At 36.9% G+C, this 24,522-nt stretch carries 33 protein-coding genes, 2 tRNA genes and 2 rRNA genes (1 of these 37 only partly in view); 8 read left to right on the top strand and 29 right to left on the bottom strand.

Features of this window, described 5'->3' with window-relative positions:
* Window positions 1–8: 8 nt before the first annotated feature.
* The 10 genes from flgK to OTK01_RS05265 all read right to left on the bottom strand — a co-directional run bounded on the left by flgK (window position 9) and on the right by OTK01_RS05265 (window position 6,269).
* On the bottom strand, window positions 9–1,577 hold the full coding sequence (gene flgK / locus OTK01_RS05310; RefSeq protein WP_029228661.1) for a flagellar hook-associated protein FlgK: 1,569 nt from the start codon (window positions 1,575–1,577) through the stop codon (window positions 9–11).
* Between the two features lie 20 nt (window positions 1,578–1,597).
* Window positions 1,598–2,083: a flagellar protein FlgN gene (locus OTK01_RS05305; protein ID WP_029228660.1), complete on the bottom strand. Its 486-nt coding sequence runs from the start codon at window positions 2,081–2,083 to the stop codon at window positions 1,598–1,600.
* A 99-nt stretch (window positions 2,084–2,182) separates the two neighbouring features.
* Window positions 2,183–2,470, bottom strand: a complete 288-nt coding sequence (gene flgM / locus OTK01_RS05300; protein ID WP_013432941.1) for a flagellar biosynthesis anti-sigma factor FlgM — start codon at window positions 2,468–2,470, stop codon at window positions 2,183–2,185.
* An 80-nt stretch (window positions 2,471–2,550) separates the two neighbouring features.
* A complete protein-coding gene (locus tag OTK01_RS05295) occupies window positions 2,551–2,991 on the bottom strand; it encodes a TIGR03826 family flagellar region protein (RefSeq protein WP_013432942.1) in 441 nt (146 codons plus the stop codon).
* Between the two features lie 37 nt (window positions 2,992–3,028).
* Entirely contained in the window at window positions 3,029–3,724 is a 696-nt protein-coding gene (locus OTK01_RS05290) for a ComF family protein (protein ID WP_029228659.1), read from the bottom strand.
* A gap of 104 nt (window positions 3,725–3,828) precedes the next feature.
* On the bottom strand, window positions 3,829–4,551 hold the full coding sequence (locus OTK01_RS05285) for a SigF/SigG family RNA polymerase sporulation sigma factor (RefSeq protein ID WP_029228658.1): 723 nt from the start codon (window positions 4,549–4,551) through the stop codon (window positions 3,829–3,831).
* Entirely contained in the window at window positions 4,517–4,999 is a 483-nt protein-coding gene (spoIIAB, locus tag OTK01_RS05280) for an anti-sigma F factor (RefSeq protein WP_013432945.1), read from the bottom strand. The genes OTK01_RS05285 and spoIIAB overlap by 35 nt, the downstream gene beginning before the upstream one ends.
* Window positions 5,000–5,033: 34 nt before the next feature.
* Complete coding sequence (locus tag OTK01_RS05275; RefSeq protein ID WP_013432946.1) at window positions 5,034–5,363, bottom strand: anti-sigma factor antagonist; 330 nt, start codon at window positions 5,361–5,363, stop codon at window positions 5,034–5,036.
* Window positions 5,364–5,531: 168 nt separating this feature from the next.
* Window positions 5,532–5,605: transfer RNA gene (locus tag OTK01_RS05270), tRNA-Gly, on the bottom strand.
* Between the two features lie 76 nt (window positions 5,606–5,681).
* Entirely contained in the window at window positions 5,682–6,269 is a 588-nt protein-coding gene (locus OTK01_RS05265; RefSeq protein WP_029228657.1) for a YdcF family protein, read from the bottom strand.
* Between the two features lie 125 nt (window positions 6,270–6,394).
* Between OTK01_RS05265 and OTK01_RS05260 the strand changes: the two genes are divergently transcribed.
* Window positions 6,395–6,471 (top strand) — tRNA-Val (locus tag OTK01_RS05260).
* Between the two features lie 10 nt (window positions 6,472–6,481).
* Here the strand turns inward: OTK01_RS05260 and truA are convergent.
* Genes truA through OTK01_RS05240 form a run of 4 tightly spaced genes read right to left on the bottom strand, consistent with a single transcriptional unit; the run spans window position 6,482 to window position 9,703 of the window.
* The gene (truA, locus tag OTK01_RS05255; RefSeq protein WP_014042490.1) at window positions 6,482–7,216 is read right to left on the bottom strand and encodes a tRNA pseudouridine(38-40) synthase TruA; all 735 of its coding nucleotides are present in this window, start codon (window positions 7,214–7,216) and stop codon (window positions 6,482–6,484) included.
* Between the two features lie 5 nt (window positions 7,217–7,221).
* A complete protein-coding gene (locus OTK01_RS05250) occupies window positions 7,222–8,010 on the bottom strand; it encodes an energy-coupling factor transporter transmembrane component T family protein (protein ID WP_029672140.1) in 789 nt (262 codons plus the stop codon).
* Complete coding sequence (locus OTK01_RS05245; protein WP_029228655.1) at window positions 8,010–8,882, bottom strand: energy-coupling factor transporter ATPase; 873 nt, start codon at window positions 8,880–8,882, stop codon at window positions 8,010–8,012. The genes OTK01_RS05250 and OTK01_RS05245 overlap by 1 nt, the downstream gene beginning before the upstream one ends.
* Window positions 8,867–9,703: an energy-coupling factor transporter ATPase gene (locus OTK01_RS05240; protein WP_029228654.1), complete on the bottom strand. Its 837-nt coding sequence runs from the start codon at window positions 9,701–9,703 to the stop codon at window positions 8,867–8,869. The genes OTK01_RS05245 and OTK01_RS05240 overlap by 16 nt, the downstream gene beginning before the upstream one ends.
* Before the next feature lie 148 nt (window positions 9,704–9,851).
* Between OTK01_RS05240 and OTK01_RS05235 the strand changes: the two genes are divergently transcribed.
* Window positions 9,852–10,031 (top strand): hypothetical protein, encoded by a 180-nt coding sequence (locus tag OTK01_RS05235; protein ID WP_013432952.1) that lies wholly within the window; start codon window positions 9,852–9,854, stop codon window positions 10,029–10,031.
* Between the two features lie 61 nt (window positions 10,032–10,092).
* Here the strand turns inward: OTK01_RS05235 and trpA are convergent, their stop codons facing one another.
* From trpA to OTK01_RS05170, 13 genes are all read right to left on the bottom strand, one after another.
* On the bottom strand, window positions 10,093–10,863 hold the full coding sequence (gene trpA / locus OTK01_RS05230) for a tryptophan synthase subunit alpha (RefSeq protein ID WP_029228653.1): 771 nt from the start codon (window positions 10,861–10,863) through the stop codon (window positions 10,093–10,095).
* Window positions 10,860–12,041 carry a tryptophan synthase subunit beta gene (gene trpB / locus OTK01_RS05225; RefSeq protein WP_029228652.1) on the bottom strand — a complete coding sequence of 394 codons (1,182 nt, stop codon included), beginning with the start codon at window positions 12,039–12,041 and terminating at the stop codon, window positions 10,860–10,862. Before trpB ends, trpA begins: the two co-directional genes overlap by 4 nt.
* Window positions 12,034–12,648, bottom strand: a complete 615-nt coding sequence (locus tag OTK01_RS05220; protein ID WP_029228651.1) for a phosphoribosylanthranilate isomerase — start codon at window positions 12,646–12,648, stop codon at window positions 12,034–12,036. Before OTK01_RS05220 ends, trpB begins: the two co-directional genes overlap by 8 nt.
* A complete protein-coding gene (gene trpC / locus OTK01_RS05215; RefSeq protein WP_029228650.1) occupies window positions 12,645–13,427 on the bottom strand; it encodes an indole-3-glycerol phosphate synthase TrpC in 783 nt (260 codons plus the stop codon). The genes OTK01_RS05220 and trpC overlap by 4 nt, the downstream gene beginning before the upstream one ends.
* Before the next feature lie 6 nt (window positions 13,428–13,433).
* The gene (trpD, locus tag OTK01_RS05210; protein WP_029228649.1) at window positions 13,434–14,444 is read right to left on the bottom strand and encodes an anthranilate phosphoribosyltransferase; all 1,011 of its coding nucleotides are present in this window, start codon (window positions 14,442–14,444) and stop codon (window positions 13,434–13,436) included.
* The gene (locus OTK01_RS05205; RefSeq protein WP_029228648.1) at window positions 14,425–15,036 is read right to left on the bottom strand and encodes an anthranilate synthase component II; all 612 of its coding nucleotides are present in this window, start codon (window positions 15,034–15,036) and stop codon (window positions 14,425–14,427) included. Before OTK01_RS05205 ends, trpD begins: the two co-directional genes overlap by 20 nt.
* Window positions 15,017–16,387, bottom strand: a complete 1,371-nt coding sequence (locus OTK01_RS05200) for an anthranilate synthase component I family protein (RefSeq protein ID WP_029228647.1) — start codon at window positions 16,385–16,387, stop codon at window positions 15,017–15,019. The genes OTK01_RS05205 and OTK01_RS05200 overlap by 20 nt, the downstream gene beginning before the upstream one ends.
* Window position 16,388: 1 nt before the next feature.
* A complete protein-coding gene (locus OTK01_RS05195; protein WP_269011787.1) occupies window positions 16,389–16,517 on the bottom strand; it encodes a hypothetical protein in 129 nt (42 codons plus the stop codon).
* Between the two features lie 17 nt (window positions 16,518–16,534).
* Window positions 16,535–17,599 carry a M24 family metallopeptidase gene (locus OTK01_RS05190; RefSeq protein ID WP_029228646.1) on the bottom strand — a complete coding sequence of 355 codons (1,065 nt, stop codon included), beginning with the start codon at window positions 17,597–17,599 and terminating at the stop codon, window positions 16,535–16,537.
* 52 nt (window positions 17,600–17,651) lie between these two features.
* Window positions 17,652–18,089: a type II 3-dehydroquinate dehydratase gene (gene aroQ / locus OTK01_RS05185; RefSeq protein WP_013432961.1), complete on the bottom strand. Its 438-nt coding sequence runs from the start codon at window positions 18,087–18,089 to the stop codon at window positions 17,652–17,654.
* A 9-nt stretch (window positions 18,090–18,098) separates the two neighbouring features.
* Window positions 18,099–18,959, bottom strand: a complete 861-nt coding sequence (locus OTK01_RS05180) for a TIM barrel protein (protein ID WP_029228645.1) — start codon at window positions 18,957–18,959, stop codon at window positions 18,099–18,101.
* A complete protein-coding gene (locus tag OTK01_RS05175) occupies window positions 18,956–19,474 on the bottom strand; it encodes a shikimate kinase (RefSeq protein WP_029228644.1) in 519 nt (172 codons plus the stop codon). Before OTK01_RS05175 ends, OTK01_RS05180 begins: the two co-directional genes overlap by 4 nt.
* Window positions 19,475–19,602: 128 nt before the next feature.
* Complete coding sequence (locus OTK01_RS05170; RefSeq protein ID WP_029228643.1) at window positions 19,603–20,451, bottom strand: hypothetical protein; 849 nt, start codon at window positions 20,449–20,451, stop codon at window positions 19,603–19,605.
* Between the two features lie 175 nt (window positions 20,452–20,626).
* Here OTK01_RS05170 and sigY point away from each other — a divergent pair, with 175 nt between their 5' ends.
* The 6 genes from sigY to OTK01_RS05140 are packed head-to-tail and all read left to right on the top strand — an operon-like array spanning window position 20,627 to window position 23,757.
* Window positions 20,627–21,178, top strand: coding sequence for an RNA polymerase sigma factor SigY (gene sigY, locus OTK01_RS05165; protein WP_029228642.1), 552 nt, complete (start codon window positions 20,627–20,629; stop codon window positions 21,176–21,178).
* Window positions 21,159–21,557 carry a hypothetical protein gene (locus tag OTK01_RS05160; RefSeq protein WP_029228641.1) on the top strand — a complete coding sequence of 133 codons (399 nt, stop codon included), beginning with the start codon at window positions 21,159–21,161 and terminating at the stop codon, window positions 21,555–21,557. The genes sigY and OTK01_RS05160 overlap by 20 nt, the downstream gene beginning before the upstream one ends.
* A 4-nt stretch (window positions 21,558–21,561) precedes the next feature.
* Window positions 21,562–21,858 carry a hypothetical protein gene (locus tag OTK01_RS05155; RefSeq protein WP_029228640.1) on the top strand — a complete coding sequence of 99 codons (297 nt, stop codon included), beginning with the start codon at window positions 21,562–21,564 and terminating at the stop codon, window positions 21,856–21,858.
* A 16-nt stretch (window positions 21,859–21,874) separates the two neighbouring features.
* On the top strand, window positions 21,875–22,081 hold the full coding sequence (locus OTK01_RS05150) for a PLD nuclease N-terminal domain-containing protein (protein WP_013432968.1): 207 nt from the start codon (window positions 21,875–21,877) through the stop codon (window positions 22,079–22,081).
* A complete protein-coding gene (locus OTK01_RS05145) occupies window positions 22,074–23,012 on the top strand; it encodes an ABC transporter ATP-binding protein (RefSeq protein ID WP_029228639.1) in 939 nt (312 codons plus the stop codon). Before OTK01_RS05150 ends, OTK01_RS05145 begins: the two co-directional genes overlap by 8 nt.
* Complete coding sequence (locus tag OTK01_RS05140) at window positions 22,999–23,757, top strand: ABC transporter permease (RefSeq protein WP_029228638.1); 759 nt, start codon at window positions 22,999–23,001, stop codon at window positions 23,755–23,757. The genes OTK01_RS05145 and OTK01_RS05140 overlap by 14 nt, the downstream gene beginning before the upstream one ends.
* A 131-nt stretch (window positions 23,758–23,888) precedes the next feature.
* Here OTK01_RS05140 and rrf read toward each other — a convergent pair.
* Together rrf and OTK01_RS05130 are read right to left on the bottom strand one after the other, a co-directional pair.
* Window positions 23,889–24,005, bottom strand: a 5S ribosomal RNA gene (rrf, locus tag OTK01_RS05135).
* A gap of 62 nt (window positions 24,006–24,067) precedes the next feature.
* Window positions 24,068–24,522 (bottom strand): 23S ribosomal RNA (locus OTK01_RS05130); it runs 2,496 nt beyond the window's last position.

The following is a 24,522-nucleotide window of genomic DNA, read 5'->3' as shown; positions in this document are numbered from 1 at the left end:
AAAGCCTCTTATCTTCCAACAAGTCCAAGTCTGTTGACTATTACATCCAGCATCTCGTCAAAAGCATTAATCATTCTGGCTGATGCCTGAAAACCATGCTGGTATTTAATCAGGTTTGTCATCTCTTCATCTATGGAAACACCTGATACTGCCTGGCGTCTGTTATCAAGCTGGGTGACCATAACCTTTTGGTTCTCTGCAAAGTTTTTTGCCCCCTGGGAGTCAACTCCAAGGTTTGAAATCAAAGACTTTAGAAAATCTTCAAACTTTCCTTCTTTGAAAATTGAGGTGTCGTTTCTTAGCTTTAGCATATCAACAACAAGGTCATTTCCACCTGGAAGATTGTTTACATCGTAAGTTGTTGCAATGTTGTTAAGGTCGTTCATAATGGCATCAGAGACCTTTATATACCTTGCATAGAAAAATGTCTGACCAACAGGCGGCTCGAAAAAGTATATGCCTCTATTTTGTCCGTTGAGTGACCAGCCCTGTGTGTGAAGTTCATTGAATTTCTCGATAAGCTTTTGTGCAAATTCATTGAGCCTGTTCAAATAATAAGGAATACCTGTAAAGCTATTTTTATTTGGAACATCAACACCCGCCTGGCTGTCCTCATCCAGACCGCCAACGCCATCGCGCATATCCAATAGCCCTTTTAGCTCACCAGACTTTATATTCAAAACCTGCCCTGTGTCCTTCCACATAACAACAAAAAGTCCTGGGACGTCGTAAAGATTTTGCTGTGAACGTGGGTCATCAGTGTCAAATTGTGTTGGAAGACCATTTGAGTCAAATCCACTTTTTCTCATAATTTTTGATTTATCCGTCTCAAGCTCATAGACTGTAAAGTGATTTACAAGTGTCTCTCCTCCAGCTATCTGCACAATGAACCTGCCATCTTTGTCTTCATAAGCAGTTGTATCAACAATTTTTGAGAGCTTGTCAACAAGAAGATTTCGCTGGTCGCGAAGGTCGTTTGCCTTTTCGCCTCGAAGCTCTAAAATAAATATCTGCTGGTTTAAATCTGCTATTTGGAATGCTATGCTGTTTATCTCCAAAATCTTATCATATACCTGGTCATTTAGCTCGCTCTGCAAATCTTCAAGCTGTTTGTACATCTTATGTATCGCATCAGTGAGAGCTGAAGCTCTCTGGCGAACAAGCGCACGCACTGTTAAGCTTTCTGGATTTTTCGAAAGCTCCTGCAAACTTGAGAAAAACTGGTCTATAACAGCAGATAAGCCCGTATCACTCGGTTCATTGAATATGGCTTCAATAAAATTCAGGTTATCAGCTTTTATTTCATACTCTCCCTGGCGTGAATATTCGTTTCGGTATTGCATATCCAAAAACATGTCTCTTATCTGCTGAAGGCTTTGCACATCAGCACCCATCCCAACTTGAAACTTTGGACTGTAAAAACCAACCTTGCTGGATGGCGGATTTGACTTTACATTTAAAACCTGCCTTGTATATCCCGGTGTTGAAGCATTGGCAACGTTGTGCGATGTCACCTCTAACCCTTTTCTGTTTACAAATATACCTGTTCTTGCAATCTCAAGCCCGTAAAACGACATTCTATTTCAACCCCTTTTTCCTACAGCTTAACATCAAAAAGGTTTTTCTTTTGGTAGCTTCCTTGCCCATCCTTTTGATATGTAGTGGTGTCTGAAAAATACGATGAAATTACATTTGTCATAAAATCTATATACTCAAGCGCACTTGAAACTAAAGAAGCGTTAAGGTCATTTGCTTTTTTTAACTTGAAAATAATCTCACCAAGTTTTTCTTTCAAATCATTTATCTTCTGCCATTCATCTGGTGTGACGATGAATGCAAGGTCGTTAAGATTTGAAATAGCCTTATTTTTTTCTTTTACTAAGGCATCTAAAATTTTCTGTCTTTCTTCTTCAAGCTTGCTAATTGTTTCTGCTTCTTTTTTCTCCTGATTTAAAATTTCAATTATCCCTGAAAGATTGTTCTCCACAATGTATTTTGTTTTTTCATTGCTGAGGTTCAAGACCCTTTCAAATACCTTATATTCTTCTTCTAAAAGCTCAATTATTCTTTCTACATAGTTCATCTCAATGCTTCCTTCCTAAAATTCTAATTTGCTATTAAAATCCTTAATGCTTACAAATAAACATTAAGGCTGCTATTGATTTAAAAGCAGCCAGAAAATTTACTCACTCTTTTTTGAAGCTTTGTACTCTCTTATTAGCTTTTCAACAACATCTCTGCCAGATACGTTGTATGTGCCAGAGTCAATCTTCTTTTTTATTTCATTTACCTTCTCCTCACGAATATCGGGTGTGAGCTTAATTGCATTCAAAACTGCCTGAAAATCTCTTGCTTCGCTTGATATTTCAACCTTATCAGCAGAAGCTTTCTCCTGCTTCTTTTCTACTCTGCTTACCTTTGCTGTTTGGCTGTAAATCTGAAATATCCTCATTCTATCTTCTATCCTCATTTTCCATCCCTGCCCTGCATCTAAAAAGCTTTTCCTACAGTTATTATCGTGAGAAAATTCAAAAAAGTTTAATTAATTTTTTACTTGCTATCATCTTCTTTTAAGTCCTTCGAAAGATACCTGTAGCCCGCCTCTTTTCTTTTAGCAAACTCTTCGTTTTTCTTTTTCGACTCTTGAAGTTTTTTATCATCAAGATAGCTCAAAAACCTTGTTCCAACTTCTTTCTTGCACTCATCACAAAGCCTTCCTGTTTTAATTGCTTTTCCGCATCTTTCACACTCTAAAATAATATTGCTCTCACCGACAATCTCAAGCCTTTCTTCCTTTAAGAACCTCAAAATCTTTTCTGGTGACACGCCTGTTGCGTTTGACACTTCTGGCAAGGTTGCACCAGGATGGTCATAAAGATATTCTTTCACCTTTTTGAAATCCTCTTCTTCCTCTTTTCTGCACTGAGGGCAGATAGGACTTCCGTCATAAAGATAAATCTTCCCACATCTTCTGCAGTTTCTGACATCCATCATTTAAAACCCCCTTTTAAAATTTTAAATTGGCACTTTACTTTGTAAGCTTTGTTATCGCAAGAACAGAGACAAAAACGCACTTTGCCCCATTTTCAAGCAAAACTTTTGAACACTCATTTGCTGTTGCACCTGTTGTGAAGATGTCGTCAACAAGAATGACTCTTTTGTCTTTTATAATATTTTCATACCCTTTTTTAAGCTCAATTTTACCCTTTATCTCTTTTTGTCTTTCTTGTCGTGAGAGGTTATAAAAAGGTTTTGTAAAACCTACTCTTGCAAGAAGGTCAACGGTTGGAATTTTAAGTATCTTTCCAATATTTTTTGCAAGCAAAGAGGAATGGTTAAAACCCCTTTGCAGAAACCTTTCATAGCTTGTTGGAACAAAGGTTATTATATCGGCATTTATATTGGCTTCAATAATCTTTTTAGCCATAAGCCTTGAGAAGGTTATTGCATTTTGATAAAAACCTCTGTATTTGAAAAGATGAACGCCTCTACGAACTACCCCTTCATAGTAGAATACTGGAAAGACTCTTTCAAATACAAAGTTTTCTCTCAAGCAAGAAGGACAAAACGGCAAAGTAGTATCACCAATAGGTATTCCGCATTTTTGACACGTGTTGCCTGTAATAAACCTTATATTTTTCTTGCAATCATCACACGGGCTTTTTCCAAGCCTGCCGCAAAATGCACACCTCGGAGGGAAGAAAAATTCAATTATTTTTTCCATTGAAGTTTTTAAAAATTGAACAGGGAATTTTATTTATATTAAATCACAAAAGGGAAAAAAATTCTATATAAAAATAAAAGACACGCTTTCTCAATCACAGCGTGTCAAACAAACTCCCTTTTTATCCTCTCCAAAGCTCTTTTTTCAATCCTTGATACATGCACCTGGGAGATGTTTAGCTCTTTTGCAATTTCAGATTGTGTTTTGTTTTTGAAGTAGCGCATAAATATTATGTAGCGTTCCCGTCCTTTTAATTTCTTAAGCCCTTCTTTTAGTGCCATCAAATCCAAAAGTTTTGTTGAATAATCCTCTTCATCAGATGCAATGTCCATCAGTGTGATAGGTTTTCCCTCTTCCTGATTTACAACCTCATTGAGTGATGCAACCTCTGAAGATGCATCCATGCAAAGCAAAATCTCATCGCTGGAAAGTCCTGTCAGCTGGGAAATCTCTGAGATTGTGGGTTCTCTTCCATTGCTTGATACAAACTGGTTTCTCAGTTTTTTTATTTTACTCTGATTTTCTTTTATCTTTCGTGAAACCTTTATCTTGCCATCATCACGCAGATATCTTTTTATCTCACCAATTATCATAGGAACAGCATATGTTGAAAACCTGACATTAAACGACGGGTCAAACCTGTCAACAGCTTTAATAAGCCCTATGCAACCTATCTGGAACAAATCCTCAAGCTCTACTCCTTTTGCAGCAAACTTTTTTACAACACTCCACACAAGCGCAAGATTGCTTTCTATTAGCTGCTGGCGTGCAAGTTTATCGCCGTTTTTAGCCTTACTTATCAATTCCTCCTGGGAAGCCTTGCTCAATTTCTACTCCCTCGCTCTTTCGTTTTTTAATAGCTTTAAACATCCTGACGCATGTACCCTTACCAACCTCTGATGTAACCTCAAGCTTATCCATGAATGTTTCCATCACAGTAAATCCCATACCAGAGCGTTCCTGGTCAGGTTTTGTTGTAAAGAGTGGTTGCCGAGCAAGCTCAACATCTTCAATTCCTTTCCCAAAGTCAATTACTTCAATCTCAACAACATAATTTTCATAAATCTTTCCTTTTATTATTATTTCCCCAATTTTATCCTCATATGCATGAATTATTGAATTTGTTACAGCTTCAGATACAGCAGTTTTTATTTCAGTAACCTCATCTAAAGTAGGATCCAGCTGAGCAACAAACGCAGCAACAGCAACCCTTGCAAATGCCTCGTTTTGAGCTTTTGACGGGATTTTCAGTTCCATATAATTTAAAACCTTCATTGTTAAAAATTCACACCCTTTCAATTCTTTTAGTTTAACTCAATGCCTCTTCAATAGTTGTATATTTCTTTATCAGCTTTTCTATTCCACAAGTTGAAAGAAGCTTGTTGATATAGTTCGAGTTGCAAACCAGGACAAGTTCCTTGGCAAACGCTTTTGCCGTTCTGAACCGGCCTACAAGAAAGCCAACACCTGATGAGTCCATAAACGAAAGTTCTGAAATGTCTATCACAACTTTTTGAACTTCTGGACTTACAATTTTCATATCAAATCTGAGTCTGTATCTGTCTGCATTGTACTGGTCAAGCTCACCTTTTATCTTTAAAATCAATATTCCTTCCATCATAATTGCTTCAAAATCCATTTTATTGCACCTCGATTTGAAAGTTATATTATTTCTAATTCTATATTACCCCAAAAAACCCTTCAGTATTTTATGTAATATTTTGTCGAAATAGAATATTTTGTTTTTAAGTAGAAAACAAAAAACCCTCAACAGCTTATTTGCTGCTGAGGGCATCATATTCTTTTTTGGAGCGGGTGATGGGAATCGAACCCACGCTGCCAGCTTGGAAGGCTGGTGTTCTACCATTGAACTACACCCGCTCGTTTTTTCCCCTTGCACATTGAATATTATAATACCTTATCTTGATGTTGTCAATAGGTATTTGGGCGGGAAAAATCAGAAAGATGTAAGAGTTTTGAGAATCTCATACCACACAGCTACACTTTCGCGCACAAAACCGTAGTATTCTTCATGCAAATATTGTTTTACATATACACCTGAAAAAGAAGCATTCATTTTTAATTTTTTAGCAATCAAACTTGCCCTTCTTAAATGAAACATGTTTGAAACAATAATAGCGCTTTTGAAACCTTTCTTGTTCATAATCCTTTTTGAATACAGCAAATTTTCATATGTAGAAAAAGATTTGTCTTCCTTTAAAATGAGCTCAGGCAAAACTCCCCTTTCCACAAGATACCTCTTCCCCGCCTCAGCTTCAGAAATATTTTCGCCCGGCCCTTTTGCGCCACAGACAATTATGTATCTTGCATAGCCTTTTTTATAAAGTTCAAAAGCTCTGTTAAGTCTTTCCCGAAAAAACGGACTTGGAAAATCACCATAAACTGCACAGCCTAAAACAATTATACAGTCTGATTTTTTAGGTTTTGAAAAAATGCCAAAAATAATTATTGATGCTTCTGTAACTGCAAATATCAAAATTACAGTAGCCAAAGTGCAAATTGAAATTTTCAAAAACTTTCTCATTTAAAGTACTCCCCGTTACATTCTTCAAATTTTCCTTTATGTTCAATTGCAGCCTTCATTTGATATTTGCATTTTACAAAATATATGTTATAATACATACTGCAAAAAGTAAATAGCTAACTGGTGGGGATATAGCTCAGTTGGTTAGAGCGCTTGCTTGACATGCAAGAGGTCATAGGTTCGAGTCCTATTATCCCCACCATTTATTTTTGTCAGTAAACCACATCCACAAGGTAAAGCCCCCAGGGTGGCAATGTTTTTCCTGCCTTGGTTCTGTCTTTGCTCTCTATTACAAGCGGAATATCCATTGGTTTTAATTTTCCTGCTCCCACGTCCAAGATTGTCCCTGCGATAATCCTTGCCATGTTGTAAAGAAAGCCATTGGCTGTTATATATATTGCAATGCACTCATTTTCAAAGGTCAAATATGCATTGTATACACGCCTTATGGTTGTCTTTGCTTCAGAATCAGCAGAACAAAAACTTTTAAAGTCATATTCCCCTATAAAGTATTCACATGCTCTTTGCATGGCGTCAACATCAAGCTCGTATGGATAATAATACGCATAGTTTCTCAAAAGCGCGGGACGACTTTTTTTGTTATATATAAGATACTTGTAAGTCTTCTGCTTTGCACTGTAGCGTGCAGAAAAATCTAAAGGTACCTCAACTGCGTCTTTTACAGATATATCGCCAGGCAGCACAGAATTTAAAGCAAGAGGAAACTTGTCTGTTGGAATTTTGCTGTTTGTTTTGAAATTGGCTTTTTGATTTAAAGCATGAACACCTCTGTCTGTTCTTCCAGAACCAATTAAGTTTACCTCTTCGCCTGTCAACTTCTTTATAGCCTCTTCAATTGTTCCCTGAATGGTTTTCTTATTGGGCTGTTTTTGCCATCCAAAATATCCTGTGCCATCATATTCTATGGTCAAGAGAATGTTTCTCAAGTTTTTCACCTCACAACAATCGCAAGTATGATTAAAATCCCACATACAACAAACGAAATATAGTCAGGAATTCCAAACTCAAGTTTTTTGAGTTTTGTACGTCCTTCTGAGCCTCTATAGCAGCGTGCTTCCATTGCAATTGCAAGTTCATCTGCTCTTTTGAAAGCTGAAATAAAAAGTGGAATCAAAAGCGGCAAAAGCGACTTTGCTTTTTTTATCAATCCCCCTGTTTCAAAGTCCGCACCCCTTGACATTTGAGCCTTCATAATCTTGTCTGCCTCTTCATAGATGGTTGGTATAAACCTTAAGGCAATTGACATCATCATAGAGATTTCATGAACTGGAAATTTCACCTTTTTTAGAGGTTTTAATAACACTTCCAGAGCATCTGTTATTTCAATCGGCGATGTTGTGAGAGTAAGAAGGCTTGTTGCAAAAACAAGTAGCAAAAGCCGAATCACCAAAAAGATTGAAAGTACAATTCCTCTGTCGGTTATAACAAGCCCTAATATCTTGAGCACTGGTTTTCCCTGTGTCATAAAAAGATTAAAAATTACTGTTATAAGGATTAATACAAATACCGGTTTTGTTCCGCGCAAAAGTATGAGTGGGTTTACCTTTGAGAGCAAAAGCCATAGAACTATTAGGGCAAACAAAAATATATATCCATAAAAGTTATTTACCACAAATATTGAGATACAAAAAAAGAATAGCACTATTATCTTTGTTCTCGGGTCAAGCCTGTGAACAAAAGAGTCTTTTTTGATATATTGACCAATTACAAAATCAACCATCAGAATCCATCACCTTCTTCTGCAAATGGCAAGTGTAGGTTTTTTACAATCATATCAGCAACCTTTTCAATACTATATTCAAACCTGTCAATCTTAAAACCCTTAAGTTTTAACCTGTGCTGAAGGCAAAGTATGTCAGGTGGCAAAAGTCCGCTTTTTTCAAGAAGTTCTACATTCTCAAAAGCCTGATATTTTGGCCCGTCAAAATGGATTTTGCCTTTGCTTAGAATAATAACCCTCTCACAAAGCATTGCAACATCTTCTAAGCTGTGGGAGATTAAAATTATTGTCTTTTTTGCTTCTTTGTGAAGTCTTTCTATGATATTAAAAATTCTTTTTCGACCACGCATATCAAGCCCGGCTGTTGGCTCATCAAGAATTATACACTGCGGGTCCATTGCAAGTATCCCTGCTATTGCAACCCTTCGTTTCTGCCCACCAGAAAGCTCAAACGGCGACTTTTCTAGCAGTTGCTGGGGTATTTCTAAAAGCTCGCATACCTCTTTTACTCTTCTTTTTACTTCATCTTCAGAAAATCCAAGGTTTTGAGGACCAAACGCTATGTCTTTGTAAACTGTCTCTTCAAACAGCTGATATTCAGGGTATTGAAACACAAGTCCTACTCTTTTTCGAATTTCTTTTACTCTTTTTTTATCCTTTGTATTTATCCCATCAACAACAACATCACCTATCTGCGGCACCAAAAGCCCGTTCATTAACTGAACCAAAGTAGATTTGCCTGAACCAGTTTTACCGATAATCCCAATAAACTCTCCCTTTGTTATCGAAAGGTTGATATTTTCAAGCGCCTTTTTTTCAAATGGTGTTTTGTAGCCATATATGAACTCTACATTTCTCATTTCAATGAACATAAAAATCTCTCCATTTCGTCAACCGACCAGATTTCCTTATCAATCTTTACGCCTCTTTTTTTAAGCTCAATTGAGAGCTTCAAAATTTGTGGCATGTCAAAGCCCATCTCATAAAACCAATCAAGCTTTAAAAGCTCAAGCGAAGGGCCGTCAAACTTTATACGTCCTTTATCCAGCACAATGCTTCTTTGGCTCAAGAGCATCTCGTCGATATTGTGCGTAACCAAAACAATGGTCTTTTTCTCTTCTTTGTTTAATCTTTCTATGGTAGAGATTACCTCTTTCCTTCCTTTGGGGTCAAGCATAGAGGTTGGCTCATCCAATATGATGCACTCTGGCTTCATCGCCAGAACACCAGCAATTGCAACCCTCTGTTTTTGCCCACCAGACAGTTTGTACGTGGCATGGTTTTTATATTCCATCATCTCAACAGCCAAAAGTGCGCTGTCAACAGCTTTTCTTATCTTTTCTCTCGGCATTCCTAAGTTTTCAGGTCCAAATGCAACATCTTCTTCCACAATTGAAGCAACAAGCTGGTTGTCAGGGTTTTGAAATATATACCCGCACTTTCTTCTGATATCCCAGATTTTTTCTGTATCTTTTGTGTTCATACCATCTACAATCACATCGCCTTTTTCTGGAATTAAAAGGCCGTTTATTAGTTTTGCAAGGGTTGATTTGCCAGAACCATTCAGTCCCAATATCGCAACAAATTCTCCTCTTCCTATCTTAAGGTTTATATCAATCAAGGCTGGTGTTTTTGTTCCATCAGAACTTACATACGAAAAACTGACATTTTTAAACTCTATAAAAACGCTCATTTTACTTTTCTCCTTTTTGCCAAACTATATTTTATTATAGCAAAGATTTTGGGATTTAAATATACATGTATTTTTGAAGTATCCCTGCATACATCGAACAAATTAACGAAAAAGAGGGTATAATATATATTGGAAGGGGGGATTTGAAATGTTTTCTCCCAGGTGTGACATCTATTTTGATTACAACCTGATAAATTTAAAAGAATTCAACCTGCCAGTTGAACTTGAGAATGTTGAGGCAGAAGAGTTTTCAAAAATTGAGGAGACACCAAAGAAAATCAGTCGGCTTTTGAAAGAAACCGAAAATCCGGAGGCTCCTGTAAACTGAAGGGTAGCACGGTAGGAAGGCGAAAATATAAAAAGGGGATGTTTTTTGCATCCCCTTAAATTTATTTGTCTTTTAGACTTTCAGAGATTTCTTTCAAGAAATCTTCAAGCTTGTCTTTCCCTTCATCTATCTTTGTGATTATTGCGCTTCCAATGACAATACCATCTGCAAGGTCTTTGAACTTCTGAACATCTTCTTTACCCTTTATACCAAACCCAACTGCCAAAGGTGTTGGGGTAACAGTTTTCAGTTCTCTCAAGAAAGTAAAAATCCTGTCCTCAATCTGCCCTTTAAAACCTGTCACGCCTTTTCTTGAAACACAGTACAAAAAACCTTTAGACTGCTTACCTATCATCTTGGCTCTCTCAAGAGAAGATATAGATACAAGGTCAATATAAGTAACACCAAACTTTTCAGCTGCTTCTTTGAACTCAAAGCTCTCCTCGAACGAAACATCGGGGATTATAACGCCATCTACACCGCAAGCTTTGCTACTTTCAAAAAACCTATCAATTCCCCTTTTGTAAACTGTGTTTGCATACAGCATTAGCACAACCGGCTTATCTTTTTTAAACTTTTCAATGCTTTCAAAAAGGTGGCTCAATTTAACACCTTCACTAAGAGCTTTTATAGAAGCTTTTTGAATAATTTCACCATCTGCAATAGGGTCAGAAAAAGGAAAACCAATCTCTAAAATGTCTACATATGAATATACAAGCTTTATAAACCCAAGTGTCTCTTCAAAAGAGGGATACCCAAACGTTACATAGCCTATGAAAGCTTTTTTTCCCTCTTTTTTTAGCCTTTCAAATCTTTCATCTATTAAATTCATAGCTCATCATCCTTCCAAAGCTCAAGTACTGTATTTATATCCTTATCACCTCTTCCAGAAAGGTTCACAACAATAATGTCACTGCTCTTGAAAAGTCCCATCTTCGCCCTTTTAATAACCTCTGCAAGTGCATGGCTGCTCTCTAAAGCCGGAATTATCCCTTCAAGCCTTGTGAGCAGCAAAAATGCATCCACAGCTTCTTTATCAGTAGCCCCCACATACTCAACCCTTCCTGTTTCTTTCAAATACGCATGTTCAGGTCCAACACCCGGGTAGTCAAGCCCTGCTGAGATTGAATGAGTGTTTTGAATTTGCCCTTCCTCATCCTGTAAAATATATGTCTTTGCACCATGCAAGATTCCAACAGACCCACTGCATAGCGTTGCAGCCGTTTTGCCTGTATGTATTCCCTCTCCTGCACCCTCAACACCAATAAGCTTTACCTCATGATCTTCCAAAAACGCTGAGAAGATACCAATTGCGTTAGAACCACCACCCACACACGCAAAGACATAGTCTGGAAGTCTTCCTTCTAAGCTTTTTATCTGCTCTTTTGTCTCTTTCCCAATCACACTTTGAAAGTATTTTACAATTGTTGGGAACGGATGAGGTCCTGCAGCTGTACCAAAAAGATAAAAGGTGTATTCAAACGTCTCGCTCCAGTCACGCATTGCCTCGTTTATTGCGTCTTTCAATGTCTTGCTTCCCTTGTTAACTACTCTTACCTTGCTGCCAAGCATTTTCATCCTTTGCACGTTATGAAACTGCCTTTTTGCATCTTCTTCACCCATAAATATCTCGCATTCCATCCCAAAAAGAGCAGCAACGGTGGCTGTTGCAACACCATGCTGACCTGCTCCTGTCTCGGCAATAAGTCTTTTTTTGCCCATATGCTTTGCCAAAAGTGCCTGGCCTATGCAGTTGTTTATTTTATGGGCACCGGTGTGGTTTATGTCTTCTCTTTTGAGATATATTTTAACTCCAAGATGCTCGCTCAAGTTTTTGGCAAAGTAAAGTGGCGATGGTCTTCCAACATAGTTTTTGAGATAGTACTCATACTCTTGATTGAATTTTTCGTCTTTCACAAGCTTGCAAAACTCTTCTTCTATCTCTAAAAGAGCTGGCATAAGAGTTTCTGGTGCATACATTCCACCAAACCTTCCAAAATACCTATCCATTTTTTGTTTCACCAACCTTGTATTTATTTACCTTATCAATAATCTTTTTCATCTTTGCAAAATCTTTAAAACCATCTGTCTCAATTCCTGAGCTGATATCTATACCAACTGGATTTAGATTTAGGTATTTATCTACATTCTCAGGCGTTATCCCACCTGCAATGATGTAAGCAAAGTCTGCAAATTTTGTAACCTCTGTTATATCTATGCTGCTTCCTTTTGGCCTGTCAAGAAGCACAAAGTCAGCTATTTCTGTATAGCGTTTAGCTCTCTTTATATCTTCTGCTGTCTCAACTTCAATAGCCTTTATTACCTTAAATCCAAGGTCTTTCAAATGCTTTATATACTCATAATCTTCTTTGCCGTGCAGCTGCACAAAGTCAAGTTGAAGATAAGTTGCTATTTCTATAACCTCTGATATGTTCTGGTCTTTGAAAACTCCCACTGATTTTATTGAAGGACTTTTTGCTAAAACAATATCTTTTGCAAGGTCTTTTTCAACCTTTCTTGGACTAGGAGCAAATATTAAGCCTATCATATCAGGCTGAAGTTTATTGCACATCTCAATATCAATAAGCCTCTTTAGCCCGCAAAACTTTACTATCATATCCTATCACCAATTATTTCAAGCGGATTTTGCGATTTCATAAAAGATGTCCCTATCAAACATCCATCAACACCAAGCGAAAGTATATAGTCAAAATCCTCTCTTGTCTTAATTCCACTTTCGCTTATCACAGCAACTTCTTTTGGAATATACTTCAAAAGCCTTTCTGTCTTTGTTATGTCGATGGACAAATCATCCAGGTTTCTGTTATTGATTCCTATGAGTTTTGCACCACACTTCAAAGCTTTTTCAATTTCATATTCATTTTCAACCTCAACAAGCGGCACTATGTCAAGAATTTCCAAAATTTTGATGAATACTGTAAGCTGTTTTTCTGATAAAGCTTTTGTGATAAGCAAAGCTGCGTCTGCACCTATCATCTTTGTCTGGTAAAGCTGCCAGATATCAATGATAAAGTCTTTTCTTAGCACTGGCAGAGATACCACTTTTTTTACTTCCATCAAATCTTGTTCCGAACCCTTGAAAAAAAACCTTTCTGTCAAAACTGATATGGCAAAAAACCCTAAATCTTCATACATCTTTGCTATTGCTTTTGCATTGGCATCCTCTGATATTACACCCTCCGAAGGTGATGCCCTTTTTATTTCACCAATTATACAGAATTTATCTTTTTTGAATATTCTTTTGAACTTGTTTTCTAAATAGCCACCTTTAATCTTCTCAACTGCGAGTTTTTTCATCTTCTCAACAGGTATAAGATTTTTGCACCTTTCAACTTCTTCCTTTTTATAACTTAAAATACGCTCAAGCACACTCATTTTCAATTACACTCCCGATTTATAAAACTGCTGAAGCTCTTTGAGCTTAAAATAAGCTTCTCTGCTCTCGATTGCTTTTGAGGAAAGCTTAATTCCTTCTTCAACATCTTTTGCAACCTCACAAATGTAAAGTGCAAATCCACAATTTAAAACAACAGCCCAAAAATAAGGCGACTTTTCTCCCTCAAGCACACTTATCAAAATCCTTGCGTTTTCTTCAGGCGAAAAGCCTTTGATTGAGCTTGTATCAAATTCAATTCCATAGTCTTTTGGGTCAATATAATATTCTCTGATATTCTTGTCTTGTATCTCAAGCACCCTTGTCTTTTTAGAAATGGAAATCTCGTCAAGCCCGTCAAGACTATGTATGACAGCGGTTTTTTTTCTTTTGCCTCTTAGCACAGAAGCCACTTTCTCCTGCGCATCAAAGCTGAATGTCCCAACCACCTGGTATTTTAGTGGTACAGGGTTCAAAAGCGGACCTAAGATGTTAAAAACTGTTCTGATACCAAGCGCTCTTCTTAAATTTGCAACCTTTTTCATGGCAGGATGATACAGCGGTGCAAACAAAAACGCAAAGTTCAGCTCCTCAAGCCCTTTCAAAACTTTATCTTCCCCAGCTTGGATATCAATCCCAAGCTTTTCTAAGATATCAGCTGATCCTGAATTGCTTGTAATGCTTCTGTTACCGTGTTTTGCTACTTTTACGTCAAAACAGCTAAGGACAATAGCTGCAGCCGTTGAGATGTTAAATGTGCCTTTTCCATCGCCACCTGTTCCACATGTATCAATTGTTCTTTGATGGTCAAAGTTAAGTTTTTTTGCCCTGTCATAAAAGGCATCAACAAATGCCGAAATCTCTTTTTCTGTTTCGCCCTTTGTTTTTAGCGCCGCCAAAAATGCACCAAACTTTATCTCATCAAGTTCTCCTTCCAAGATGTTGTCAAGAAGATTTTTTACCTGGTCATATTCCAAATCCTTTTTGTTTGTGACAGCTTCAAGCACATCGATGAGCATCTTTTTCCACCCCATCATAGCATATTTCTAAAAAGTTTTGAATAATAGTCTCGCCATCAGGAGTCAGGATTGACTCAGGATGAAATTGAATTCCATAGACTCTCAAGCTATCGTTTACCAGGGACATGACCTCATCATCTTCACTCACAGCAGCTACTTCAAGTTGTTTCAAAGACGCAGATTTCTCAACCACAAGTGAATGATACCTTCCTGCAAAAAATCTCTCTGGCACACCTTTAAAAAGTCTGCTTCTTTTTCCACTTTCAAGCAGGTCGACCCTCGATCTCATTCCATGGTAAATTGTTTTTGCATGAATTACTCGTGCTCCAAAACATTCTCCAATCACCTGATGACCAAGGCACACACCCAAGATTGGAATACTACCCGCAAATGTATTTACAACCTCTAAGCTCACACCCGCATCTTTTGGACTGCCCGGACCTGGAGAAATTATAATACCGGCTGGATTTAATTTTTTTATTGTATCCACTGTCACTTTGTCGTTTCTGAACACAATAACCTGTGTCTTGCTTGCAATCATCTGGTAAAGATTGAATGTAAAAGAGTCATAGTTATCTATTAACAATATCATTTTCATCCACCTCCATTATCCTCAAAAACGCTCTGAGCTTGGTCAAACACTCTTGATATTCATTCTCGGGCACTGACAAATTCACAATTCCCGCACCGCTTTGAAGTCTGAAGATGCTTTCCTTTTTGTCCTTTACAGCCATTCTTATAGCTATGGCAAGGTCAAACTGGTCTTTGTAGATATATCCGATTGCTCCTCCGTAAAGGTCTCTTCTCTGCCTTTCGTACTTTTCAATCAGTTGCATAGCTCTTATCTTTGGTGCGCCGGTCAGCGTCCCGGCCGGGAAAACAGATAGTATCGCTTTTGTGAGGCTCTTTTCTTCAAGTTCACCTGTAACAACTGAATATATATGAATGAGATTATAAAGCCTTTTTATTCTCAAGTACTCTTCTACTTTTACAGTTCCGGGTTTTGAAATCCTGCCAAGGTCATTTCGCGCAAGGTCAACAAGCATGACATGTTCACTTATCTCTTTCTTGTCTTTTAATATCTCTATCTTTTTCTGGGCAATATCATCGCCTTCGTTTATCCTGTATGTTCCTGCAATTGGAAATGTTTTTATTGTGTTTCCCTTTTTCTTTATAAGAGTCTCTGGCGAAAAACAAATTATTTGGCTTTCTTCATTGTTTATCACAATGCTGTACTCTGAAGGATTTCTCTCTTTCATTGTGTAAAAAAGATGGCTGGTTATGATATTGCTTTTGACCAATATTATTTGAGACAGAACAATCTGAAAAATCTCACCATTTCTGATATCCTCTTTTGCCTGCTTGACTGTGCTGATAAAGTACTCTTTTGGAGTTGAAAAGACCACATTGCTTTTTACATCAAACAAAGTTCTTTGATACTTCTTTAAATTTATTTCAGCAGCTTTTTCAAATTCTTTGCTCACCAAAAGAGTTTTCTTGCCTGTAAGTTTGTCAACAAGCACATTTTTTCTGTAAACATTTAAAACTATATAAGGACTGTCAGTTAAATATATGTCTTCTAACAGATTTACCGCATGGTAGTTAAACTGACAGGTGATATAAGCATTCTTTTGAATTAAGACTTCCAATATACTATCAAGCATTGCAGGAACATCGCCATAGAAAACCTCTTTAGCCCCTTCAAAATCAATCTCAATCCTGTCACGGTAAACTGTGACGCACAAAAGCCTATCAAGGCAAAATGCTGCCATCTGGGAATTTTCAAAGAAAAAGAAATCCCCTTCCATTGAATCAAAATCTATATTTGATAGGTCAATTGAATCGTTTGAATATTCTTCAAAGAAAGGTATATTGATCCCAATATCATGATAACAAAAAAGCCCCGATGAGCTATCGGGGCGCACGTTTGCCACCTTTTCCATTTTACAGCTCATCTCCTCTCATCTCTTCTATTCTCTTCTCATCTAAAGCTTCTTCCAAGCTTAAAAAATATGCTCTTCCTAAACTCTCTAAAGCTGTTCTTATTTTTAAGTATATCAGAAAACTTCTCATCTGACAATACCAAATTTCTAAATTACAATCAGCTCCTTTGACGACTTTGTCAAAATCTCACATCCACCACTTTTTACAACAACTATATCTTCTATCCTCACACCTCCAAAATCCTCAATATAAATGCCCGGTTCAATTGTTACAACCATATTTTCTTCTAAGACCATTTCAGACTTTGGTGAAAGTCTTGGAAGCTCGTGAATTTCAAGTCCAACACCATGTCCCAATGAGTGTCCAAACTTTTCCATATAGCCAAAAGAGCCTATATAGTCGCGAGCAATTTTGTCAACTTCGTTTGCTTTTAAACCTTCTTTTATAAACTCTTCTGCCTTTTGCTGAGCTTCCTTTACTATATGGTATATCTTTACCATCTGATTTTCCACTTTCCCTACAAATACCGTCCTTGTCATATCAGACATGTAGCCGTCAAAGTTGCATCCAAAGTCTATTGTAACAGTATCGCCAGATTCAATCTTTTTGTCTGTTGCAACACCGTGTGGCAAAGAACTTCTTTTGCCGGAAGCAACTATAGGTTCAAATGAAAAGCCTTTTGCACCGTTTTTCAGTATAAAGTAGTTGAGCTCTGCAACAATCGCATTTTCTGAAATACCCGGCTTTATGAACTTTAAAATGTGTTCAAAGGCTCTGTCAGCAATCTCAACAGCTTTTTTTATTTTCTCTATCTCTTCATCGTCTTTCACAGCTCTTATCTCATCCAAAGAAAATGAAAGTGCACATACCCTGTCTTCAAGCTTTTCTTTCATCTCACTCACAAACGAAAAGGACAGATGATACCCTTCAACAAAAAGCTTTGAAATGTTATGAGATACCATCAAGTCTTTTATAGTATCATAGAGTTTTCCTTTATAGTCAACAACCTCAAATTCAGTTGCTTCTTTCTTTGCTTGCTCGGTATACCTAAAGTCTGTCAGAAGATACTTTGCTCCCTCTCTTGTAATAAGCAGGAAACTTTCATCGCCTTTGAAATTGCTAAGGTATCTGACGTTTTCTTTTTTGGACACAAAAACTGCTTCAATGCTCTCATCTCTTTTGAACACTTTTTCAATTCTTGTGCTCACCATTGCCAAAGCTTTACTCCTTTCTAAAATATAGAATAACAACTGCAGCATTAATTTAGTCTAAAATTTCTTTCAAAGCATAAAGTGCTATTATATAGCTTTTGATACCAAAACCTGAGATTTGACCTGTACAAGCAGGAACGATCACACTTTTGCGTCTGAACTCTTCTCTTGCATGAATGTTGGAAATGTGCACTTCAATAGTAGGAATGTTTACAGCTTTTATCGCATCATGGATTGCATAGCTATAGTGAGTATAAGCACCTGGGTTTATTATAATAGCATCAACCTTTTCAAAATATGCACTGTGGATTTTATCTATTATTTCTCCTTCATGGTTAGATTGAAAAAACTCAACTTCAAATCCAAGTTCCTGTGCTTTTTGTGAAATAGATTTGAGAACATCCTCATACGATACGCTGCCATATATATTTTTTTCTCTTATTCCAAGAAGATTAAGATTTGGGCCGTTTATGACCAAGACCTTTTTCATGGTAAGTACTCACATCCTCTTTTCTAAAGTCTCTTGATAAATCTTTTTCAGAACAAGAGCATCCTCTGCCATATAGTCTTTTGATTCACAGATTATCACAGGTTCAAGTTTTAGCTTGCAAAGAACCTCTGCCAATGGTTCAAAGTCAGGCTCAAACTGTTTGTCTTCATAGTTCCAGTGTTTTTTCTCACCCTGTGATGTGTATTCTATCCTGCTAAAATGGCTGTGAAAGCATTTCATCCTCTCATATCCAAGCTGGTCAATAAATTTCTTGAGCAGATTTTCAAAATCCTCTTCTGTCTTCAAGCTGCCGCCTTCGAAAGCATTTATGTGCCCAAAATCAATGGTTGGAAGCAGCATCTCGTCCATTTTGCAAATCTCTATTATCTCATCGCTACTGCCAAGATTGTTTTTCTTGCCCATTGTCTCCGGGCACAAAAAAATCCCATCTGCATGCATCTCTTTTACCACGTTTACAACTTCCAATATTGCCTTTTTGGCTGTTTCAAAAGCCAATCTTCTATCTACCTTTGCGCACGAACCCGGGTGAAATACAATTCTTTGCGCTTTCATCTCCTTTGCAACTTCTACACATTCATAGATGTACTCTTTTGACTTTTGCAGCTTTTCTTCTTCCTGGCTTCCAAAGTTTATATAGTAAGGTGCGTGGATGGAGACAAGTATATTATACTTTTGCGCTTCCTGACCAATCTGTCTTGCCTTTTCTTTTGAAATGTTCACACCTTTGTTGCACTGGTACTCATAAGCAGAAAGACCTATTGATTTTAACCACTTTGGCGCATCAACGCTTGATTTATAACCGGCATCGTAAAAACTCTGAGAGTTTCCTGCAGGACCAAATCTTATCATCTTTTACTCTCCTTTGCTAAGTGAATTGAGATTATCTTTTCTGCTGCAAGCTCTGGGGTGAGTATGTCTGTGTTTATTTCAAAATCGCAGTTTTTATAAAATGGCATTCTCATGTTCAAAAGCCTGATGATGTTGCCAAGCTTATCACCACTTTTCAAAAGAGGTCTTGTATCATCGTCTTTTAGCCTTTTGAGAATACTTTCGGCAGAGGCATACAAAAAATATATTACACCGTTTTCTCTCAAAAGCTTTACATTTTCGGGATTCAAAACAACTCCCCCGCCTGTTGAGATAACAACATTTTCAAGCTTTGAAACTCTCTCAATTACCTTTGTTTCGACCTCTCTGAATTTTTTCTCACCATGCACTTCAAATATCTTGTCAATTGTCATACCAAACTCTTTTATTACTTCCGAGTCCGTGTCAATAAGCTCTATATCGAGTTTTTCGGCAATCAATTTTCCTATGGTTGTCTTGCCACTTCCCATAAAACCTGTGAGTACAATATTTTTCATCCGATACCCTTTCCTTTTTCGCTTAAGTTTTTGTGTGAAAGTTTGTATCTATTATATCATAAATTTTTGCCATTGAAAAAATAAAAGACCATTCTCATGAATGGCCTTTTTGGTTATTAACTTTAATTTTACTGTCCCTGAGTTTTCACAATGTCAATGCAGTTTATAAAATCTTTCAACATTGCCCATCCAAGCAAACCTTTTTCGGTCTTTATCATGTACCAATCGTACATCTTATTGTTCTTCTTTGATTGGTCCTTAAACCAGTTCGAAGAATCGCATTGTACTATCTCTATCTTTTCACCCTTTTTTGTGGTTGTGAGCTTAGTTTTCTGTTCCCTGTACGAATATAACACAAAAGGTTTTTTAACATATGCAAACACCCCAACATAGTAAAGCTCTTGAGGAGAAAGTTTTAAGGTTCGCGCTCCAAGTGCAGTTTGCTCCAAAACGTATCTTTCTTTTTTTACCCAAAAATCCATATTCCTTTCAACAATGACCTCTTTATTTCCATCGATGATTGGTTTTGAATCAGTATTCAGAAGCTCTCTTAAAGTTTTCCCATTGTATTCTAATATAACATACTTTTCGACTTTATTTGATTTGTAATGAAACAAGATTTCTTTGTATCCATCACTGCTGTCTATATCCACAATCTCAGTTCCAATTATCTGCAAAATGTTTTCTTTTGGTTGATAAAGGCTACTGTTTACACTCAGCACATACTTTTTCTGGTTCTTATCAAGCCAAATGCTTACTGTATCTACCTGGGCATCTGAGTTCAAATCAATCTGCTGCTGGAAAACCAATTCTCTCTGGTTATTCTGTTTGGCTGACTTTAACCCTTTTTGAATTGCAGCTGACACCTTGTTTAGGCTTTGTGCACTTGCTGCCATAAACAAGCTTTCGATAATAAGGGCTATTATTAATGATATCATAAGTAATATCAGAGCTTTTGTTATTATTCTTTTGAGCATTCTTACTCATCCTTTACATAATATCTGTCCTTCTAATTATAATCATACTCCATCAAAAAAGGAGTATCAATACTGATAAGCAAATTTACAAGATTTTTTAATATTTTTGTAATCCAAATCACTTTGAACTTTTTTGCAATCAATAGCGTTTAATTTATAGCAGGAGTGATAGGTAGTGGATGAAAAAAGGTTAATAGAAGAGGCAAAGAAAGGAAATAAAGAAGCCCTGCACACGCTCATTGAAAATAACTTAAATATTCTCTCAGGTTTTGTGACGAAGATGACTCAAGATTATCATTTTGCCCAGGACGTTGTGCAGGAAACTCTTTTAAGAGCTATCATGAACATAGATAAGTTCTCACCAGATGCAAAGTTTTCAACATGGCTTATAAAAATCTCTATAAACGTATATAAAGACTTTTTAAGAAAAATTAAAAGATATACCTACTTGGATGACTCATACAAAGATTATGTGCAGGACGTAGAACATGCTGCCATATCAAACAGTGAATACAAGGACATCTGTAGTGCTATTTTGTCGCTTGACTATAAATTCAGGGCTGTTTTTATTCTAAAACATTTTTATGGATATAAATACAAAGAAATTGCCAAAATTTTAAACTGTCCTGTCGGGACAGTAAGGTCAAGGCTCCATTTTGCCATAAAGTTTCTGATAAAAGAGCTTGAAAAGAAAGGAGTGCTGGAAAGTGAAAGCAAAAAAGAATGAGAAAATTCAAGATTTAATTATTGATAAATACTATGAAGAATTAGAAAATGAAGCTTTAGAAAAATTAGATTTTAATGGTGCTTTGCTTGAAAAGCTAAAACTTTTAAAAAACAAACTTGAACCTATGAATGAATCTCCTTTGGTAAAGATAGATATCCAGAAGGTTATCGAAGATGGAATGAGAGCAAAAGCCAAAAAGCAGGAAAAGGTTAATTTTCTATTATTCTTGCTTTTGAGCTTCCTTGTCTTTACCACTTATGTTTTGCTAATTAACATCAATGGTTTTGGATTTTTTGTAAGGCTTCAGATACTTTTCGGAACGCTGATGCCATGGATTTTGATTCCTGCAGCATTGATATTCTCAAAAGGAAAGGTGTGAGAACATGAAGATTAATAAAACATTTATATTTTTTCTCATCACTGCTACCGTTTGCCTGGTTTTTTTACTTTTTTTGGTCCAGAAGTTTTCCAATGAGAAAATACCACTTGGTCTTTTGATAATTTTGTTCATCCTTTTGATGGCTCAGGCTTTATATATATTCTTCGATGCTAAAAGCAAGGGCGAAAAATACTATTTTCTCTGGGGGCTATTTGGACTTTTAAACTTCCCCAGTAGTCTCATAATATATCTTCTTATTACAAGAGTAATTTTAAAAGATAAAAACAGAACAACTTACTGAAAAGGAGTGTTTTGGAATGTTCGGAAATATGAATATGGAAGAAATGCTAAAATTGCTTGCGCCTGTAATTGTTCTGCAGTTTGCTCTTATGATTTTCTGTCTTATTAAGTTGAAAAACGATAAAGTAAAATATCTTCCAAAATGGGCATGGGCACTAATAATAATTATTTTCAATTTTGTGGGGCCTATAGTTTACTTGTTACTTGGAAGAGAGCGTGATTAGTTTGCTGAAAGTGATAAATCTTCACAAAAGCTTTGGAAAGGTAAAAGCTTTAAAAGGCATATCATTTGAAGTAAAACCTGCTACTGTTCATGGTTTTCTTGGACCAAATGGAGCAGGTAAGACAACCACAATGAAAATTCTCTCTGGACTAATTAGTTTTGATGAAGGGACAATCTTATTTGACAATCTTAATTTTAAGACAAACAAAAAAGATATAGTGAAACAAATTGGATTCCTTCCTCAAAACCCTGTATTCTATGGTTATCTCACACCAGTTGAGTATTTAAGCTTAATAGGACAAATTTGCAATTTTGAAAGTAGAACTATTAAAAAGAGGACTGAAGAAGTCCTTGAAATTGTAAAACTTTCAAACGTTTCTAAAAGAAAAATCTCAACTTTTTCGGGCGGAATGCTTCAAAGACTTGGAATAGCTGTCGCAATATTTAATAAACCAAAACTATTGCTTCTTGATGAACCAACCGCTTCTTTAGACCCAGAAGGAAGAGCTGAAGTGTTAGAACATATAAGATCCTTGAAAGAAGAAGGAATTACCGTATTTTTTTCTACACACATATTAAATGATGTTGAGAGAATATGCGACCACGTCACTATATTACATGAAGGCAAAGTAATTGTCAGTGACAGTTTAGAAAACCTCCAAAAACGATACATTCAACCTGTTTTTTGTGTTGAGTTTGAAAGTATCCCCGACAAGTTGGAAGAAAAATTGTCTCAGTTTCCTTATATTCGAAAAATCGATATTGACAACTTTGGGAAAGTCTCAATTTATGTTAACAATGTTGAAATAGCAAAAAAAGAGTTAATAAAGGTATTGGCACAGATAGATAAGCCCATTTTATCCTTTTATTTAAAAAAGCCTTCACTGGAAGACATATTCATAAAGGTGGTAGATAAAAATGACGACATTTAAAGCATATCTTAAAAAAGAATTCATTGAAGGGATAAGACAGTACAAATACATTGCTCTTGCAACAGGCATAATATTGTTCTCTATCTTAGATCCAGTAATGTTAAAGCTTCTTCCTTCTTTTGTTGGCAATAAGATTCCTGCCAATTTAATACACCAGCTATTTGAGTTTAAGCCTAAAGATGCATTGGCAAATTATATCAAAGATCTTTTTCAGATTGGTACGCTATTTGTAATATTCACTGCTGCTGGGAGTATAAATGAAGAGATTTATTCCCAAAAAATAGTTTTTCCTTTTTCAAAAGGTGCTAATAAATCCCAAATTGTACTGGCAAAGTATTTACATTTTGCAATTGCAATTTGCTTTCTCTTGTTTGTAGGTTTATTCTTCAACCAATATTACGCCAATCTTCTTTTTGAAGGACAAAAAATTGCTGTCTCTGACATAGTTTCTGTTTATTTTCTTTTGTGTATTTACTACCTGTTTGTGATTTCACTTACATTATTTTTTAGCAGCTTTACAAAGAAAAATATCTCAGCCGGAATTTTGGCATGTACACTTGCATATTCTACTGCTCTACTCTCTCAGTTTGAAAAACTTAAAAAGTTCAGTCCATATAATTTGGTTTTGCTTACAAGTAATTTTGGCTTACAAGATGCAAAAACAACGCTGGTTTTTACCCTTCTGCTAGCTTTCTTATTTTTGGTAACAACCATTATCCGATTTAATAGCTTAGAAGTAAATTGAATTCTCATTTTCAGAAATTTTTTAGTTAATGCCATAAGTATTAAAATGTTGTGTTGAATAAACAAAATACGCTAAAATCTTTTTTATGTGGTTATTGTAAAAAATTTAACATTCGAATATAAAAATAAAAAATCCGGCAGCCACCTACTTTCCCGTGCCGTCTCCAGCACAGTATCATCGGCGTTGCGAGGCTTAACTTCCGTGTTCGGAATGGGAACGGGTGTTTCCCTCGCTCTTTCGCCACCGGATTTGTTTCCTGTATTCATTTTTTTCAGCAGCCTCGCAAGTGAATAGGGAGAAAGCTTCTCTTTCGGTCAAGCTCCTCGGGCCATTAGTACCGCCTTGCTCAACGCCTCACAGCGCTTACACATGCGGCCTATCTACCTGGTAGTCTTCCAGGACCCTTACCACCTCATCGGTGTGGGGTATCTCATCTTGGGGTGGGCTTCACGCTTAGATGCTTTCAGCGTTTATCCCATCCGGACTTGGCTTCCCAGCCGTGCACTTGGCAGTGCAACTGGTAAACCAGCGGTCCGTCCAACCCGGTCCTCTCGTACTAGGGTCAGCTCCCCTCAAATACCCTGCGCCCGCGGCGGATAAGGACCGAACTGTCTCACGACGTTCTGAACCCAGCTCACGTACCGCTTTAATGGGCGAACAGCCCAACCCTTGGGACCTACTTCAGCCCCAGGATGCGATGAGCCGACATCGAGGTGCCAAACCTCCCCGTCGATGTGGACTCTCGGGGGAGATCAGCCTGTTATC

It is taken from the genome of Caldicellulosiruptor acetigenus (assembly GCF_026914305.1).
GTDB classification, from domain to species: domain Bacteria; phylum Bacillota; class Thermoanaerobacteria; order Caldicellulosiruptorales; family Caldicellulosiruptoraceae; genus Caldicellulosiruptor; species Caldicellulosiruptor acetigenus.
Note: the sequence above shows the minus strand (reverse complement) of the source record. Positions and strands in the feature narration are given on the sequence as shown.

Bases quoted from the DNA above. Each gene is read 5' to 3' on its own strand.
- OTK01_RS05250 (WP_029672140.1), bottom strand. From the start codon at position 8,010: ATGGTTGATTTTGTAATTGGTCAATATATCAAAAAAGACTCTTTTGTT.
- OTK01_RS05305 (WP_029228660.1), bottom strand. From the start codon at position 2,083: ATGAACTATGTAGAAAGAATAATTGAGCTTTTAGAAGAAGAATATAAG.
- aroQ (WP_013432961.1), bottom strand. From the start codon at position 18,089: ATGAAAAAGGTCTTGGTCATAAACGGCCCAAATCTTAATCTTCTTGGA.
- OTK01_RS05240 (WP_029228654.1), bottom strand. From the start codon at position 9,703: ATGAGCGTTTTTATAGAGTTTAAAAATGTCAGTTTTTCGTATGTAAGT.
- OTK01_RS05140 (WP_029228638.1), top strand. From the start codon at position 22,999: ATGACGACATTTAAAGCATATCTTAAAAAAGAATTCATTGAAGGGATA.
- trpC (WP_029228650.1), bottom strand. From the start codon at position 13,427: ATGAGTGTGCTTGAGCGTATTTTAAGTTATAAAAAGGAAGAAGTTGAA.
- OTK01_RS05200 (WP_029228647.1), bottom strand. From the start codon at position 16,387: ATGGAAAAGGTGGCAAACGTGCGCCCCGATAGCTCATCGGGGCTTTTT.
- OTK01_RS05220 (WP_029228651.1), bottom strand. From the start codon at position 12,648: ATGATAGTAAAGTTTTGCGGGCTAAAGAGGCTTATTGATATTGAGATG.
- OTK01_RS05205 (WP_029228648.1), bottom strand. From the start codon at position 15,036: ATGATATTGTTAATAGATAACTATGACTCTTTTACATTCAATCTTTAC.
- flgK (WP_029228661.1), bottom strand. From the start codon at position 1,577: ATGTCGTTTTACGGGCTTGAGATTGCAAGAACAGGTATATTTGTAAAC.
- OTK01_RS05290 (WP_029228659.1), bottom strand. From the start codon at position 3,724: ATGGAAAAAATAATTGAATTTTTCTTCCCTCCGAGGTGTGCATTTTGC.
- OTK01_RS05175 (WP_029228644.1), bottom strand. From the start codon at position 19,474: ATGAAAAATATTGTACTCACAGGTTTTATGGGAAGTGGCAAGACAACC.
- flgM (WP_013432941.1), bottom strand. From the start codon at position 2,470: ATGAGGATAGAAGATAGAATGAGGATATTTCAGATTTACAGCCAAACA.
- OTK01_RS05195 (WP_269011787.1), bottom strand. From the start codon at position 16,517: ATGAGAAGTTTTCTGATATACTTAAAAATAAGAACAGCTTTAGAGAGT.
- trpB (WP_029228652.1), bottom strand. From the start codon at position 12,041: ATGGATAGGTATTTTGGAAGGTTTGGTGGAATGTATGCACCAGAAACT.
- trpA (WP_029228653.1), bottom strand. From the start codon at position 10,863: ATGAATTTAATAGATGAAAGATTTGAAAGGCTAAAAAAAGAGGGAAAA.
- trpD (WP_029228649.1), bottom strand. From the start codon at position 14,444: ATGCTCATCGATGTGCTTGAAGCTGTCACAAACAAAAAGGATTTGGAA.
- OTK01_RS05150 (WP_013432968.1), top strand. From the start codon at position 21,875: ATGTTCGGAAATATGAATATGGAAGAAATGCTAAAATTGCTTGCGCCT.
- OTK01_RS05190 (WP_029228646.1), bottom strand. From the start codon at position 17,599: ATGGTGAGCACAAGAATTGAAAAAGTGTTCAAAAGAGATGAGAGCATT.
- spoIIAB (WP_013432945.1), bottom strand. From the start codon at position 4,999: ATGAAGGTTTTAAATTATATGGAACTGAAAATCCCGTCAAAAGCTCAA.
- OTK01_RS05275 (WP_013432946.1), bottom strand. From the start codon at position 5,363: ATGGATTTTGAAGCAATTATGATGGAAGGAATATTGATTTTAAAGATA.
- OTK01_RS05235 (WP_013432952.1), top strand. From the start codon at position 9,852: ATGTTTTCTCCCAGGTGTGACATCTATTTTGATTACAACCTGATAAAT.
- OTK01_RS05170 (WP_029228643.1), bottom strand. From the start codon at position 20,451: ATGCTCAAAAGAATAATAACAAAAGCTCTGATATTACTTATGATATCA.
- OTK01_RS05155 (WP_029228640.1), top strand. From the start codon at position 21,562: ATGAAGATTAATAAAACATTTATATTTTTTCTCATCACTGCTACCGTT.
- OTK01_RS05245 (WP_029228655.1), bottom strand. From the start codon at position 8,882: ATGTTCATTGAAATGAGAAATGTAGAGTTCATATATGGCTACAAAACA.
- OTK01_RS05180 (WP_029228645.1), bottom strand. From the start codon at position 18,959: ATGATAAGATTTGGTCCTGCAGGAAACTCTCAGAGTTTTTACGATGCC.
- OTK01_RS05295 (WP_013432942.1), bottom strand. From the start codon at position 2,991: ATGGATGTCAGAAACTGCAGAAGATGTGGGAAGATTTATCTTTATGAC.
- OTK01_RS05265 (WP_029228657.1), bottom strand. From the start codon at position 6,269: ATGAGAAAGTTTTTGAAAATTTCAATTTGCACTTTGGCTACTGTAATT.